This window comes from Stenotrophomonas sp. 63632_Sma (assembly GCF_056482875.1).
The window spans coordinates 3,874,649-3,889,751 of the sequence record NZ_CM151220.1; the positions used below are offsets into that span (position 1 = coordinate 3,874,649).

The following is a 15,103-nucleotide window of genomic DNA, read 5'->3' on the forward strand; positions in this document are numbered from 1 at the left end:
CTGCAGAAACTACCAACCTTGGTGGAAGTGATGCCACAGCACGTGGCGCAACCGCTGCCGGTGACCCTGTTGCAGCCGCATCGGCAGCACCGCGCGCAACGCGTGCGGGTGTTCATCGAATGGCTGCTGCCGGTGCTGCGGAACGGCCTGCAGCTGCAGTAGATCCACGCCATGCGTGGATGCACGCATCAGTGCCAACCCAAGTTGGCACCTACCAGGGCCAAGACCCGCTGCGGTAAATCCGCGCCATGCGCGGATGCGTGCATCAGTGCCAACCAAGGTTGGCACCTACCAGGGCAGTGGCCGCCAACCCGGGGCGTTACGCCCCGGATTCGTCCGGCTTGACCCGGAACCACGCGGCGTACAGCGCCGGCAGGAACACCAGGGTCAGCACGGTGCCCACGATCAGGCCGCCCATGATCGAGATCGCCATCGAGCCATAGAACGCACTGCGCGAGAGCGGAATCATCGCCAGCACCGCCGCCAGCGCGGTCAGCACGATCGGGCGGAAGCGGCGCACCGTGGCATCGATGATCGAATGCCAGCGGTCATGCCCGGCATCGATGTCCTGCTGGATCTGGTCGATCAGGATCACCGAGTTGCGCATGATCATGCCCGCCAGCGCGATCGTGCCCAGCAACGCCACGAAGCCGAACGGCGCGCGGAACAGCAGCAGGAACAACGTGGCGCCAATGATGCCCAGCGGCGCGGTCACCAGCACCATCGCCGCACGCGAGAAACTACGCAGCTGCAGCATCAGCAGCGTGGCCACCACGATCAGGAACAACGGCATGCCGGCCTTGATCGAGTTCTGCCCACGGGCCGAATCCTCCACCGAGCCGCCGGTTTCCAGCAGGTAGCCACTAGGCAGTTCGGCACGGATGCCGTCCAGCGTCGGTACGATCTGCTGCACCACGTCCAGCGCCTGCATGCCGTCGCTGATGTCGGCACGCACGGTCACCGTCGGCAGGCGATTGCGATGCCAGATGATGCCGTCCTCGAAGGCGTACTCCAGCCGCGCGACCTGCGACAGCGTCACTGCCGTGCCACTGCTGGTGGGCATCGCCAGGCTGCCGATCAGGTCCAGCTGCGCGCGTTCGTTGTCCGGGCCACGCAGCAGCATCTCGATCTGGCGGTTGCCTTCGCGGTAGGTGCTGACGCTCATGCCCGACAGCGAACTGCTGAGGAACTGGCTGACCTGCGCGCTGCTGACGCCCAGCGCGCGCGCACGGTCCTGGTCGATCACCAGCCGCACCACTTTGCTCGGCTCGCTCCAGTCCAGATTGACGTTCATCACGTGCGGGTTCTCCCGCACCTTGGCCTCGACCTGGCGCGCGATCGCCTGCACCTGCGCAATGTGCTCGCCGGATACGCGCATCTGTACCGGGTAGCCGACCGGCGGGCCGTTCTCAAGCCGGGTCACGCGCATCTGCACGTCCGGGAACTGCTTGATCACGTCCTTCAGCATCCAGTCGCGGGTCGCTTCGCGGGCCTTGGCGTCTTCGGTGAGCACCACGAACTGGGCGAAGTTGGTCGCCGGCAGCTGCTGGTCCAGCGGCAGGTAGAAGCGCGGCGAACCGGTGCCGACGTAGGCCACATAGTTGCTGATGCCCTCGCGCTGCTTCAGCAGCGTTTCCAGCTTGCTGGCCTGCGCCTGGGTGGCGGCCAGCGATGCGCCTTCGGCCAGTTCGATGTCCACCATCAGCTCGGGCCGGGTGGAATCGGGGAAGAACTGCTGCGGAACGAAGCGGAACAGCATCAGCGAGCCGATGAACAACGCGATGGTCGCACCGATCACCCACCAGCGATGGCGCAGGCAGGTATCCAGGAAACCACGGAAGCGGGTGTAGAACGGCCGCTGGTACGGGTCATGGTCGTGCGCATGCTCCTTCGGCGCGATCCAGCGCGCGAGCGCCGGATGGCGGTCGGCCCACTGCAGGCGCCTGGCACGCCAGCGACCGGCCAGGCTGTCAGGCTTGGGCAGCTGCGGGTTGAACAGGTCCGGCAGCATCTTGTCGCCCAGGTACGGGATGAACAGGACCGCTGCGATCCAGGACACCACCAGAGCGATGGTCACCACCTGGAAGAGCGAACGGGTGTACTCGCCGGTGCTCGAGGCCGCCGTTGCGATCGGCAGGAAGCCGGCCGCGGTGATCAGCGTGCCGGTCAGCATCGGGAACGCGGTCGATTCCCAGGCAAAACTGGCCGCACGCAGGCGATCGTAGCCCTGCTCCATCTTGGTGGCCATCATCTCCACCGCGATGATCGCATCATCCACCAGCAGGCCCAGCGCCAGCACCAGCGCGCCCAGCGAGATCTTGTGCAGGCCGATGTCGAAGTAGTGCATGACGAAGAAGGTCATCGCCAGCACCAGCGGAATGGTCACGCCCACCACCAGGCCGGTGCGCAGGCCCAGCGAGAAGAAGCTGACCAGCAGCACGATCACTACCGCTTCGGTCAGCACCTGCACGAACTCGCCTACCGACTCTTCCACCGCATGCGGCTGGTCGGACACCTTGCGCAGCTGCATGCCGGCCGGCAGGGTCTTCTGCAGGCGCTCGAACTCGGCATCCAGGGTGGCACCGAGTTTCAGGATGTCGCCGCCATCTTTCATCGCAACTGCCAGGCCGATCGCATCCTGGCCCATGAAGCGCATCTTCGGCGACGCCGGATCGGCAAATCCACGCTTCACCTCGGCGATGTCACCCAGGTGCAAGGTCCGCTCGCCGGCCTGGATCGGGAACTTGCGGATGTCCTCGATCGAATCGAACTGGCCGGTCACGCGCAGCTGCACGCGATCGGTCGGGGTTTCGAAGAAGCTGGTGGCGGTCACCGCATTCTGGTCGGCCAACGCCTGCTGCACCTGCTGCAGCGACACGCCCAGCGTGGCCAGCTTGGTGTTGGACAGTTCGATCCAGACCTTCTCGTCCTGCAGGCCGACCAGATCGATCTTGCCGACGTCGGGCACGCGCTGCAGTTCCAGCTGGATGCGGTCTGCGTAATCGCGCATCACCGCGTAGTCGAAGCCTTCGCCTGTCAGCGCATAGATGTTGCCGAAGGTATCGCCGAACTCATCGTTGTAGAACGGCCCGACGATCTCGCGCGGCAGCGTCGCCTTGATGTCACCCACGCGCTTTCGCACCTGGTACCAGAGGTCGGGAATCTGCTTGGAACGCAGGCTGTCGCGGGCCATGAAGATCACCTGCGACTCGCCCGGGCGCGAGTACGAGCGGATGAACTCGTACTCGCCGGTGTTCATCAGCGCCTTCTCGATCGGCTCGGTCACCTGCCGCGAGACCTGCTCGGCAGTGGCGCCAGGCCACATCGTGCGTACCACCATCGCCTTGAAGGTGAAGGGTGGATCTTCAGACTGGCCCAGGTGTTTGTAGGACCAGGCGCCGATGACAGCGAAGGCCAGCATCGCAAACAGCACCAGCGGGCGATTGCCCAACGCCCATTCGGAGAGGTTGAAGCGGCGCACGGATCAGTGCCCCTTGCCTGCGGCCGGCTCAGCGGCCGGCGTGGCCGCCGGTGCCAGCACCGGACGATTCTGGCGGTCGACCGGCGTCACCACCTGTCCTTCGCGCAGCAGATGGCCGCCGGCAGCCACCACCCAGTCACCCGCGGCCACGCCGGACAGCACCGGCACCGCCTGCGCGCCGTAGGCACCGACCGTCACCGCGGTTGCCTTCAACGCACCATTGGACGGATTGACTACCCACACGCTGGCCTTGCCATCACTGCCGCGCAGCACCGAGCCGAGCGGAAGCTGCAGGGTGCCACTGCGGCCAGCGGCGGCGAACACCCGCGCGCTCTGGCCCAGTTCGACTTCGCTCAAGGCTTCCGGCGCAAGGCTGACCCGCGTGGCATAGGTGCGTGCCTGCGCATCAGCGGCCGGCGCGATCTCGCGCAGGGTACCCGGCAGCAGCTGGCCCGGGCGGTTCCACAGTTCCACCTGCACCGGCTGCCCGACCTTGTAATCACGGATGTTGCTTTCCGGCAGCGCGATCAGCACTTCGCGGCCACCATCTGCGGCCAGGGTGAACACCGTCTGCCCGGCACTGACCACCTGCCCGGCTTCGGCCTGGCGGCTGGCGATCACGCCGTCGGCCGGCGCGCGCAGCTGCGCGTACTCGGCCTGGTTGCGGGCCACCGCCAGGTTGGCGCGGGCGGCATTGGCCTGGCCCTGCGCGGCCTTGAACGCGGCGGTCTGCTGGTCCAGCGCCGAGCGGCTGACCAGTTGGTCTTCGGCCAGCTTGGCGTAGCGCTTCTGGTCATCGCGGGCGCGCACCAGGTCGGCTTCCGCCGCCGCCAGCTGCGCCTGCGAGGCGGCTGCCTGCGAGGCGTAGTCGGCCACGTCCAGCTCGGCCAGCAGCTGGCCCTTCTTCACGCGTTGCCCGGCGTCGACATGACGCTTGATCAGGTTGCCGCCGACCCGGAACGACAGCGGGCTCTCCTGGCGGGCGCGTACCTCGCCGGGGTAGGCCGCCGGCGCCTGTCCGTCCTGCGTGGTGGGATGCACCACCAGCACCGGAATGGCCGCCACCGGTTCGGCGGCCTGCCTGCCACAGGCTGCCACCACCACCGCCAGCACGCCAACACCCAACCAACGCATGTTCTTCATGAGGTACAAGACCTGAAAAGGGGATCCGGGGGAACGCGCCGGCAACATACTGTTGCGACACGGACATTAGTGAACCAGCCGGTATAGTATAAATATCGAACCGCTTGGTCTAGTATTGTCGCGATGAGTTCTCCCACTTCCCGCAAGCCGTCGGCCAAGCCCGCTGCCAAGGCCGCCGGACCCGGGCGTCCCAAGGACCTCGGCAAGCGCGCGGCGATCCTTGAAGCAGCCAAGGCACTGTTCATCGAACAGGGCTATACCGGCGTGAGCATGGACACCATCGCCGCTCAGGCCGGCGTCTCGAAGCTGACTGTGTACAGCCACTTCGGCGACAAGGAAACCCTGTTCTCCGAGGCCGTGCAGTCAAAATGCATTGAAATGCTGCCTGACGCGCTGTTCGTGGCCGACGCGGACGGCCCCCTGCGCGACCAGCTGATCGGCATCGGCCTGGCCTTCTTCGAGCTGATCACCTCCGACGCAGCGATCTCGATCCAGCGCATGATGATGGCGCCGGAGACCGACGAACGCCTGCGCGAGCTGTTCTGGCAGGCCGGCCCGGAACGTACCTGCGAGGCCCTGGCCGATTTCCTGCGCGCGCGCGGCGAACGCGGCGAGCTGGACATCCCCGACTATTACCTGGCCGGCCAGCAGTTCCTGACCCTGGTCAAGGGCGAAGTGCACATGCATATGATGTGCGGCATGCCACTGTCACCAGTGGAATGCGACCCTCTCACCCACGTGACCGCCAGCATCGACTTCTTCCTGCGCGCCTATGCGCCACGAGGGGCCAGGACGGCCGGATAACCAAAACTGAACGAACCGGAGGTCGCGATGACTTCCGGCACTGCGACCCCGGCCACCCGGCAGCTGATGCTCTGGGCGCGCCGCCGGCCTCCGGCACCGGTAAAATGGCCGGCCCACTGCGCTGGATTTGAACCTCATGACGATTGATTACGCCCACGCCCGCGAACTGATGGTGGAACAGCAGATCCGTCCCTGGGACGTGCTGGACATCAAGGTGCTCGACGTCCTGGCCCGCCTGCCGCGCGAGGCCTTCGTCGCCGACGCGCACCGGGCGCTGGCCTACGCCGATGTTGAACTCCCGATCGGCCATGGCCAGAAGATGATGAAGCCGGTCATCGAGGGCCGTACCCTGCAGGCACTGGATCTGCAGCCGGGTGACGAAGTGCTGGAAATCGGCACCGGCAGCGGCTTCCTGGCAGCCTGCATCGGCGCGCTGGCGCGCGACGTGCTGAGCCTGGAGATCGACCCGGAACTGGCCGCCGCCGCGCGTGCCCGCCTGGACGCTTCCGGCCTGAGCACCAACGTCCGCGTGGAAGTGGCCGACGCCCTGTCCTGGCAGACCGAACGCCGCTTTGACGTGATCTGTGTCACTGGTGCGGTCGACGTGGTGCCGTCACAGTTCGCCTCGTGGCTGCGTCCGGGTGGTCGCCTGTTCGTGATCCATGGCCGTTCGCCGGCGATGGAGGCCCTGCTGGTCAAGGCCGACGGCAGCACCGAGTCCCTGTTCGAGACCGATATTGATTACCTGCGTGGTGCCGCCCCGGCCCCCCAGTTCCACCTCTGAGTCCAAGGAAGCCGCAATGATCCGCCGATCCCTCGCTGTTGCGCTGGCCACTGCCCTGCTGCCGTTGTCCGCCCATGCCGCCGACCTGCTGCAGGTCTACGAAATGGCGCGCAATGGCGATCCGCAGCTGTCCGCCGCCGAATCCACCCGGCTGTACGACAAGGAAGGCGCCGTGCAGGCCCGCGCTGCCCTGCTGCCGCAGATCAACGGCCAGGCCACGCTGAACCGCTCGCGCAGCGAGGCGGACCATGACGCCAACTCCGGCACCGTGACCAGCAAGCGCCGCAACTACACGATCGAAGGGAGCCAGACGCTGTTCAACTGGACCCAGATCAACAACCTGCGTTCGCAGCGCGAGCTGAGCAAGGCCGCGGACTTCACCCTCGATTCGGCCAACGACAGCCTGATCGTGCGCACCTCGGCGGCCTACTTCAACGTGCTGGTGGCAATCGAATCGCTGAACGCCGCACAGACCAATGAAGCGGCCGCGAAGAAGCAGTTCGACTTCGCCGACAAGCGCCTGGAAGTGGGCCTGGCGCCGATCACCGACGTGCACGAAGCACGCGCCCAGTACGACCAGGCGCGTGCCAACACCATCGTTGCGCAGAACACCCTGGCCGATAACTACCAGGCCCTGACCGAACTGACCGGCCAGCCGGTGGTCAACCTGCGCGGCCTGCCGGCGGACTTCCGCCCGGAAGTGCCGGCCAACCGTGGCAACATCGATGAGCTGGTGCACCAGGCCACCAACCAGAATCCGGCGCTGAAGGCCCAGGAACTGAAGGTCAGCGCCGCCGAGGCTGGCGTGCAGGCCGCTCGTGGCGGCCATTACCCGACCCTGTCGCTGGGCGGCAGCTGGGGCAAGAGCGCAACCTGGGGTGACAGCACTGGTGCCGGCTCGTTGTCGCCGGATGCACGCACCAACAGCATCGGGCTGACCCTGAGCGTGCCGATCTTCGCCGGTGGTGCCACCCAGTCCGGCGTGCGCCAGGCACTGGCCCAGCGCGACATCGCCCAGGACGGCTACGAGCAGCAGAAGCGTGCCCTGGACCGCAACACCCGCAATGCCTACCAGACCCTGGTGCAGGGCATCAGCGAAGTGGAAGCCCGCCGCCTGGCGGTGGTCTCGGCGCAGAGCGCGTACGACGCGTCGCAGGTCGGCCTGGAAGTCGGTACCCGTACCGTGCTGGACGTGATCCAGAACCAGCGCATCCTGTTCTCGGCGCAGCTGGATTATGCACAGGCCCGCTACACCTTCCTGCAGAACCGCTTGCTGCTGAGCCAGTCGCTGGGTGCGCTGGACGTGGCCGAGCTGCAGGACGTGAACCGCCTGCTGACCCAGGACGCGGGCAACCCGTCGACGACCACGCACTGAGTCGTCGCCCTGTCGGCAACGAAGAAGCCACCCGGGAGGGTGGCTTTTTTGTGGGCAGCGCGTACGGCCCCACCCAGGCATGGCGCAGATCCGCCGGCCGTCAGCCCGGCCACGCGCCTGCCCGCTCCACTGCGGCCAGCACGCACAGCGCCGCGGCCAGCGGCGCAAGCACCATCGCAGCCCCCGGCATCGGCGCGCGCACACGCAGTACTGCCAGGCACAAAGCCGCCATCACCAGCAGGGTTGCCGGACCTGGCAGCACCGGCAATGCATCGACGGGCGTTCCCAACGCCAGCAGCGCCGCCAGCACCACGGTGACCGGTATCAGCCGTGTCCGGAACCCGGGCGCTTCATCCACGGCCACAGGCCAGAGCTGCGCTGCCAGCTGTGTGGCCAACGACAACAGCACCAGCAGCAGTGCTGCCAGCCCAGCCATGCCCGCCAGCGGCAGCAACGGCAGCAGCCACTGCAACTGCGGATGGCCCTGCAATGCCACCGACAACGGCCGCGTACCGGCCAATGCCGGGAACTCGACCAGGCCGGCCTGCAACGCCGCCAGCACGATCAGCAGCAGCATTGCCAGCAGCAGCGCGGCCGCCAGCAGCCCTGATGACCGCGCACGCACCTGCGGGCCACGCCCAGGAAACCCCAATGCCAGACCCACACTGGCAAACACCGCCAGCAAGGGCACGCTTGCCGCCAGCACCCCGCCGGGTCCGAACCGATAGGGCGCGGTGGCGTCCGGCAGCCACGGGATCCAGTTCGCGTAGTGCACGTGGCGGACCGCCAGCGCCAGCAGCAACAGCCCAACACCGATCTTCGCCGTCAACAGCACGCAGACCATCAGCGCGATGCGACGCGGAGGCAGCAACACGAACGCACCCAGCACCAGCAGGCTGGTGACGGCCATCACCGGATCCGGCAATGCGCTGCCGGTTTCAATACCGCGACTGGCAAACACCGCACGCGCGTGGCCCGCCATGGACTGCGCCACGCCGGCGCTGGTCACCACCAGCTCCAGCAGCAGCACAGCACCCAGCAGGCGCGCGACTGCTGTGCCCCAGGCGGCCCGCAGCGGGCCGTACAGGCCATCGGCTTCCGGCTGCTGCTGGTTCAGCACGTGCAGGCAATACAGCATCGGCGCTGTGCCCAGTGCGGCCAGCAGCAGACTCAGTACGATGGCCGGGCCGGCCTGGGCGGCGGTGTACTGGCCGACCAGGGCGATCACGCTGCCCCCCAGCAACAAGGTCAACGCCACCAACGTGAAGTGATCCATTCCCAGCAGCGCGTGCCGGCCACGGCGGTTGTCGCTGTCCATCGCAAGCCCTCTTGATTCCGCCCATGCGCGGTCGACAGCAGGCTGGCAGCCTGCGCCAAAGGGCGGTATCAGAATCCGTACCGTGCGCATCGCGATGTGACCACAAACACGTTCGCAGCCACGCATCCGGTCCTGCTGCGACAGGAATCCGGTTGCTAAGCAGAATTGATGCAGTCGATCACGTCAGTCGGTCCACGTAGTGTCCGCCCTGGCGGTGTTGCTGCCCGGCTCAGCTGCGCGGCGGCGGCAGATGTGGCGCGACCAGCGCCAACGTGCGCTGCAGGGCACCGCGGCCATTGCTGACCAGCGTGCATCCAGCACGGGCCATGTCCTCGCGCGCCGCTGCGTCGCCCAGCAGGTGCTGCAGCAGGTCACCTACCGCCTGCACGTCCTCGCCGATCAGCAAGGCACCGGCCTCACGCATGCGCCGTGAGATCTCGGCGAAGTTGTGCAGGTGCGGACCGGTCACAGCGGCAGTGCCCATCGCCGCCGGTTCCAGCAGATTGTGGCCACCGATCGGCTGCAGGCTGCCGCCGACGAAAGCGACCTGCGCGCAGGCATAGAACGGCATCAGCTCGCCCAGGGTGTCGATGACGAATACATCCGTGCCGGCCTCCGGCCATTGCTTCGCGCGACGGGTCGTCACGTTCCAGCCCTGCTCGCGCGCCAGCGCCTCCACCTTCGGGAAGCGCTCGGGGTGCCGCGGCGCCCACAGCAACAACAGGTCGGGGTGCTGCTGGCGCAGGCGCCGATGCAGGTCGATCACCGCCTGCTCCTCACCATCGTGGGTACTGGCCGCGATCCACACCGGGCGCCCGGCGGGCACGCAGGCGTGGAACTGCTCGACGAAGCCCTGCACATCCGGCGTGGCGATATCGAACTTGAGGTTGCCCAGCGCCTGCACCTGTTCACGCGCAGCACCCAGCTGCACGAAGCGCTCGGCGTCGTCCTGCGACTGCGCGGCCACGCAGGTGACCGTGCGCAGCGCACGGCGGATCAGCGCCGCCAGCACCCGGTAACCGCGCAGCGAACGCGCGGACAGGCGGGCGTTGAGGATGTAGACCGGGATGCGACGGTCGCGGCAGCCGAACAGCATGTTCGGCCACAGCTCGGTTTCCAGGATCAGTGCCAGGCTGGGCTGGAAATGGCCGAGGAAGCGGTTGACACTGCCCGGTACGTCGTACGGCAGATAGACGTGATCCAGCGCGTCTCCCCACAGCGCGCGCACGCGCTCCGAACCGGTCGGGGTGATGGTGGTGATGACCCAGCGGATGTCCGGACGCTGCTGGCGCAGGGCATTCACCAGCGGCGCGGCGGCATTGACCTCGCCCACCGAGACCGCGTGCAGCCAGACCCGCGGCTGGCCGGTCGGCTGCGGATACGAGGCATAACGCTCGTCCCAGCGCCGGAAGTATTCACGGACCCGGAAACCGCGCCAGACCAGGTGGTACACGGTGATCGGCAGCAGGATGTAGAGCACGGCCGAGTACAGGCCGCGCAGGATCCATTCGACAGGGTCTTTACGCATGCGGCAAGGATACGGGAGCCCCCCGGGAAAGACACGCAGCCGGGTTGGTAGAATGGCGCCATGTCAGATGCCACCACCGCCGTCCGCCCGTCGCTGCGCGATCCCCGCAACTGGCCGATGTTCGCCGCCATGCTCGGCGCCTTCGCCATCGCCCGCCTGCCGTGGATGCTGCAGCGTGCGCTCGGCCGGGGCGTCGGCTGGATCAGCTGGCGCCTGCTCGGCAGCCGCCGTCGCGCCGCCGAGGTCAACCTGCAGCTGTGCTTCCCGGAGAAGGACGAAGCCTGGCGCCAGCGCCTGGTGCGCGACAGCTTCGACGCGCTGGGCGTGGGCGTGCTCGAGTGCATCCGCGCCTGGTGGGGCAGCATCGACCGCATCCGCCCGCAGGTGCAGATCGAGGGTCTGGAACATCTGCGGCAGATGCAGGCCGAGGGCCGCGGCGTGCTGCTGGTCTCCGGCCATTTCATGACCCTGGAGATGTGTGGCCGCCTGCTGTGCGACTACGTTGACCTGTCGGGCATGTACCGCAAGCACAAGAACCCGGTGTACGAATGGGCGGTGAAGTTTGGCCGCCTGCGTTATGCCAAGGCGATGTTCGCCAACGAGGACATCCGCGCGACCGTGCGCCACCTGAAGAAGGGCGGCTTCCTCTGGTATGCGCCGGATCAGGACATGCGTGGCAAGGACACCGTGTTCGTGCCGTTCTTCGGCCATACCGCATCCACCATTACCGCCACCCACCAGCTGGCGCGGATGACCGGCTGCGCGGTGATTCCGTACTTCCACCGCCGCGAGGGCGGAAAGTACTTCCTGAAGATCGGCGCACCGCTGGAGAATTTCCCCAGCGAGGATGTGGAAGCCGATACCACGCGGGTCAACCAGGCCATCGAAGAAATGGTGCGCGAAGCCCCGGACCAGTACCTGTGGATCCATCGGCGGTTCAAGCGCCAGCCCGGCGGCCGGAGCGATTTCTACAAGTAGCGGTGGGAGGGATGGCTTCATCCACGCATGGCGTGGATCTACTGCCTTGTGCGGCTTCATCCGCGTATGGCGTGGATTCAATGACGTGGGGCATTCTGAAGTAGATCCACGCCATGCGTGGATGCTCTTCGATTCCGTGCCGGGATTCACAACGGCCAGCGGCACCAGGCGTACGGGTACTCCCCCATCACGCACGCCAAGCCCGCACGGACCGGATTGGCCAGGATGTACATCGCCTTCTCGTGAAGGGATTCATCGCTGCGTACGGCGTGATCGTGGTAACCGTGCTGCCACAGCGACCCTCGCCGCTCCAATCGCCGATTCAGCAGCCGGCTGCTGCGTGATTTGAGCAGGGCCATGCACTCGGCCAGGGTTCCCCCGCGCAATTCCATCAACCAGTGCAGATGGTCGGGCATCACCACCCAGGTGAAGCTGCGGCTCACGCCCTTGCGCTCTACGAAGCGCAGTGCTTCAACCAGAATCGCTACGTTGGAAGCATCGGCAAAGAAGGGTTCACGATCGAGGGTTACCGTAGTCAGTGAATAGACGTTACCGGTGCAGGAGTAACGACCGTAGCGGAGTCTTGGGCTGGCCATGGCCTAAGCGTGCGATACACACGGAGGCACGGCTAGTGGAGGTTGGCGCGTGTTTGCGTCGGTAAAGCCCCATCCACGCATGGCGTGGATCTACTACGGCGACGTTCGTTCGGTGACCGCCCCATGCACGCCATGGCGTGGATCCACCATGGGGACGTTTGTTCGGTACGTGGAGTAGAGCCACGCCATGCGTGGATGGACGATCACACCACCGTCGGCGTGTCGTCCGTTTCGCGGGCCAACAGGCTGCCGGCGAACAACGCGGCCAGCAGCACGGTCAGCCCCCCCCAGAATGCGGAATAGAACGCAAGGTGGGTGTTGAGCGGGAACACGGTGGCGGCCAGCGCCAGCATCGCAGGGCGCGCGCGGTCACGGGCCGCGGGCGGTGCGAAACGCCAGGCGCGCCACGCCTGGGCGACGGCGGCCAGCCACAACAGCAGGCCCAGCACGCCGGTTTCGGCAAGGATTTCCAGCACGATCTGGTGTGCGTGCAGCGCCGGTTCGGCGCCCCACACCGCGGGCCCATCGTCACCGACGCACTGCGGGTACGCATCGCGGAAGCCGCGTGCGCCCACGCCGTTGATCGGGTGCCCGGCAATCATGCAACCGGCCGCACTCCAGATGCGCCCACGTCCGGACAGCGCCTGGTCGACGCCCTCGGTGCCGCCGTCCCAGGCCATCGCGGTGCGCGCCACACGCTCGCGCAGCTGCGGCACGCTGGCGGTCAGTGCCGCCGCGGCCAGCAGGCCGACCACCGCCAGCAGGCCCAGGCGCTTCCAACCGAGCTGGCGCACGCCGCTGTAGGCCACGATCACCGCGAAGGTGATCCAGGACGCGCGCGAACCGGCCAGCAGCAGCACGATGGCCAGCGCCGCACCGGCGAGCAGCCAGCCCGGCGTGCCGAAGCGGCGTGCGGCGGGGAGCAGCAGGAACGGCGAGAGGCTGGCCAGCACCTGGCCGAATTTCAGGTTGCACGGCCCGAGCGCGCCACTGAGGCGGTCGGCCAGCGCGGCTTCCTCGGCCGGGCACAGCGCATGGCCGCTGACGGCGAGCTTCAGCTGCTGCAGCGACCAGAACCACGGGCTGGTGCCCGCCACCGACTGCACCAGCGCATCCAACGTCCACAGCGCGGTGATCAGCGCCAGGCCACCGAAGATCAGGGGGCGCCGCTGCGGCGTGGCCACGGCGATCGCCACCAGCCACATGAAGGGCAGGTAGCGCAGGCCGGCGGCCGCCTTGGTCCACGACGCCGCCGGATCGATCGCATCGAAGGCGGAGAACGCCTGCGGCAGCCAGTAACCGAGGAACAGGATCGAGGTCAGCGCCCACGCGGCGGGTGTCAGCAGGTGCGGGCGGCGCTGCAGGCGGCGCATGATCATGCGCACCGCGGCATAGAGCGCACCAAGACCCAGCACGGTTTCAGCGATGCCCGGCAACGGCCACAGCGCCACGTACGCCAGCACCCACCAGGGCGCCCAGCGCCCGGCGCGGTCCTCGCGCACGAGGGTTGCGGGGTCAGCCGGCGAGGTCGGCATAGAGGCGGAGGGTGTCGCGCTGCATGGCCTGCAGGGTAAACGGGATGCGGGTCGGCAAGGACGGCGGCTGCGCCAGCAGGGCCAGCGCACGTTCACCCAGCGCCCGTGCATCGCCCAGCGGCACGGCGCCGGCCGGCTGCAGCTGCTGCAGCAGTTCGCCGACGCCGCCATGGTCCCAGCCCAGTACCGGGCGACCGACCGACAACGCTTCGACCACGGTGCGGCCGAACGCTTCGGGCTTGTCCGACAGCTGCAGCACCAGATCGCTGGCCGCATAGGCCTGGGCGATGCGCGCGGTCGGCGTGCTGATCTGCACGGCGTCGGTCACGCCCAAAGCAGCCGCCTGCCGGCGCAGGTCGGCCACGTAGGCTTCACGGCCGGGTTCATCGGTGCCCAGCATCCACAGCTGTGCCGGCACACCGGCCGCGCGCACATCCGCCAGCAACTGCAGCGCATGAGCATGCCCCTTCAGCCGGGTGCCCCGCCCCGGCAGCAGCAGCAGCGGGCCCTCAACCTGCGCCAGCCACGGGTAATCGGCTGCGAGCGCCAGTCGTGGCCGACGGTCGGCGCGGGCCACGCGGGGAAACTGTGCGACATCGACGCCGCGCGGAATCACCTGCAGCCTCGCTCCGGGAACCGTGGGGTAGTGCCGCTGCACATAGTCGCGCACGGTATTGGACACGCAGATCACGCGTTCACCGCTGGTCATCACCGCGCTGTAGCGGCTGGGCGAGTTCAACCCGTGCACGGTGGTCACCCAATGCGGGCGCTGTGCGGCAGGCATCGCGCGGATCGCGTACAGGCCCAGCCAGGCCGGCAGCCGCGAACGGGCATGCACGATGTCGGCGCCAACTTCAGCGAACAGGCGGCGCAGGGTCGGCAGGTGGCGCAGGGTCAGCAGCGATTTGCGGCCGATATCAAGGGTGAGGTGCTCGGCACCGCTATCGAGCAGCGGCTGCACCAGGCGGCCACCGGCGGAGACCACCAGCGCACGATGGCCGGCAGCGACCAGGGCCGCAGCAATTTCCAGGGTCGAGCGCTCGACACCTCCGGAGTGCAGCGCCGGCAGCAACTGCACCACGGTCAATCGGCGCATCGAAGGGGCGGCCGCTTAGTCGGCCAGCACGAACACGGAACCGCAGTACGGGCACTGCGCTTCGCCATTGGGTTCGTCTTCGATCGGCAGGTACACGCGCGGATGCGAGTTCCACAGCGCCATTTCCGGGGTCGGGCAGCTCAGCGGCAGATCGCTGCGGTGCACGGTGTAGCGCTTCTCGGCGTTGGCGGGCGCGGTGGCGGTATGGCTCATGGCGGATGTCGATGAACGGGTTGCGAGGCCTGTGATTCTAGCATCTGGGCCGCCCCGACATTGCGCCGCAACGGGTCTTTGCGCGTACCGGGCCGATTCCCTGCGGCCATGCATGCCACCTCGGGACGGGGTGCCAGTGGAAATTCCCGATCGATCCTGCAGGTTCACGCCGAAAATCCGCCGACAACGATATTTCCCGCATTTGGATCGAACTAAATGGCACTTGTCAGGTTGCCACGGCTGTTGCAGGAT

The 15,103-nt window shown here is 67.4% G+C and carries 12 protein-coding genes and 1 pseudogene; 5 read left to right on the plus strand and 8 right to left on the minus strand.

The genetic code is table 11. The annotated features are described in order from the left end of the window. Positions 1 to 18 precede the first annotated feature (18 nt). A pseudogene (locus ACZK45_RS18005) lies at positions 19 to 162 on the plus strand (LysR family transcriptional regulator); the annotation flags it as partial. Positions 163 to 319: 157 nt separating this feature from the next. Here ACZK45_RS18005 and ACZK45_RS18010 read toward each other — a convergent pair. Beyond that, on the minus strand, positions 320 to 3,481 hold the full coding sequence (locus ACZK45_RS18010) for an efflux RND transporter permease subunit (RefSeq protein ID WP_478445029.1): 3,162 nt from the start codon (positions 3,479 to 3,481) through the stop codon (positions 320 to 322). A 3-nt stretch (positions 3,482 to 3,484) separates the two neighbouring features. Further along, positions 3,485 to 4,624, minus strand: a complete 1,140-nt coding sequence (locus ACZK45_RS18015) for an efflux RND transporter periplasmic adaptor subunit (RefSeq protein WP_478445030.1) — start codon at positions 4,622 to 4,624, stop codon at positions 3,485 to 3,487. Between the two features lie 123 nt (positions 4,625 to 4,747). Here ACZK45_RS18015 and ACZK45_RS18020 point away from each other — a divergent pair, with 123 nt between their 5' ends. The 3 genes from ACZK45_RS18020 (at position 4,748) to ACZK45_RS18030 (ending at position 7,587) form a co-directional block, all read left to right on the plus strand. Continuing rightward, positions 4,748 to 5,428 carry a TetR/AcrR family transcriptional regulator gene (locus ACZK45_RS18020; protein WP_125895088.1) on the plus strand — a complete coding sequence of 227 codons (681 nt, stop codon included), beginning with the start codon at positions 4,748 to 4,750 and terminating at the stop codon, positions 5,426 to 5,428. Positions 5,429 to 5,564: 136 nt separating this feature from the next. Next, positions 5,565 to 6,212: a protein-L-isoaspartate O-methyltransferase family protein gene (locus ACZK45_RS18025; RefSeq protein ID WP_478445031.1), complete on the plus strand. Its 648-nt coding sequence runs from the start codon at positions 5,565 to 5,567 to the stop codon at positions 6,210 to 6,212. 16 nt (positions 6,213 to 6,228) lie between these two features. Then, positions 6,229 to 7,587: a TolC family outer membrane protein gene (locus ACZK45_RS18030; RefSeq protein WP_049460783.1), complete on the plus strand. Its 1,359-nt coding sequence runs from the start codon at positions 6,229 to 6,231 to the stop codon at positions 7,585 to 7,587. Positions 7,588 to 7,687: 100 nt separating this feature from the next. Here ACZK45_RS18030 and ACZK45_RS18035 read toward each other — a convergent pair whose 3' ends face one another. Then, the gene (locus ACZK45_RS18035; RefSeq protein WP_478445032.1) at positions 7,688 to 8,905 is read right to left on the minus strand and encodes an APC family permease; all 1,218 of its coding nucleotides are present in this window, start codon (positions 8,903 to 8,905) and stop codon (positions 7,688 to 7,690) included. Positions 8,906 to 9,134: 229 nt separating this feature from the next. Further along, the gene (gene waaA, locus ACZK45_RS18040; RefSeq protein WP_049398381.1) at positions 9,135 to 10,433 is read right to left on the minus strand and encodes a lipid IV(A) 3-deoxy-D-manno-octulosonic acid transferase; all 1,299 of its coding nucleotides are present in this window, start codon (positions 10,431 to 10,433) and stop codon (positions 9,135 to 9,137) included. 60 nt (positions 10,434 to 10,493) lie between these two features. Here waaA and ACZK45_RS18045 point away from each other — a divergent pair, with 60 nt between their 5' ends. Next, a complete protein-coding gene (locus ACZK45_RS18045) occupies positions 10,494 to 11,411 on the plus strand; it encodes an LpxL/LpxP family Kdo(2)-lipid IV(A) lauroyl/palmitoleoyl acyltransferase (RefSeq protein WP_293796000.1) in 918 nt (305 codons plus the stop codon). A 146-nt stretch (positions 11,412 to 11,557) separates the two neighbouring features. Here ACZK45_RS18045 and ACZK45_RS18050 read toward each other — a convergent pair whose 3' ends face one another. The 4 genes from ACZK45_RS18050 to ACZK45_RS18065 form a co-directional block, all read right to left on the minus strand. Further along, a complete protein-coding gene (locus ACZK45_RS18050; protein WP_478445033.1) occupies positions 11,558 to 12,007 on the minus strand; it encodes an REP-associated tyrosine transposase in 450 nt (149 codons plus the stop codon). 203 nt (positions 12,008 to 12,210) lie between these two features. After that, positions 12,211 to 13,542, minus strand: coding sequence for an O-antigen ligase family protein (locus ACZK45_RS18055; protein ID WP_478445034.1), 1,332 nt, complete (start codon positions 13,540 to 13,542; stop codon positions 12,211 to 12,213). Further along, positions 13,523 to 14,638 (minus strand): glycosyltransferase, encoded by a 1,116-nt coding sequence (locus ACZK45_RS18060; protein ID WP_180838230.1) that lies wholly within the window; start codon positions 14,636 to 14,638, stop codon positions 13,523 to 13,525. Before ACZK45_RS18060 ends, ACZK45_RS18055 begins: the two co-directional genes overlap by 20 nt. A gap of 15 nt (positions 14,639 to 14,653) precedes the next feature. Further along, complete coding sequence (locus tag ACZK45_RS18065; protein WP_005410967.1) at positions 14,654 to 14,851, minus strand: zinc-finger domain-containing protein; 198 nt, start codon at positions 14,849 to 14,851, stop codon at positions 14,654 to 14,656. Positions 14,852 to 15,103: the final 252 nt, after the last annotated feature.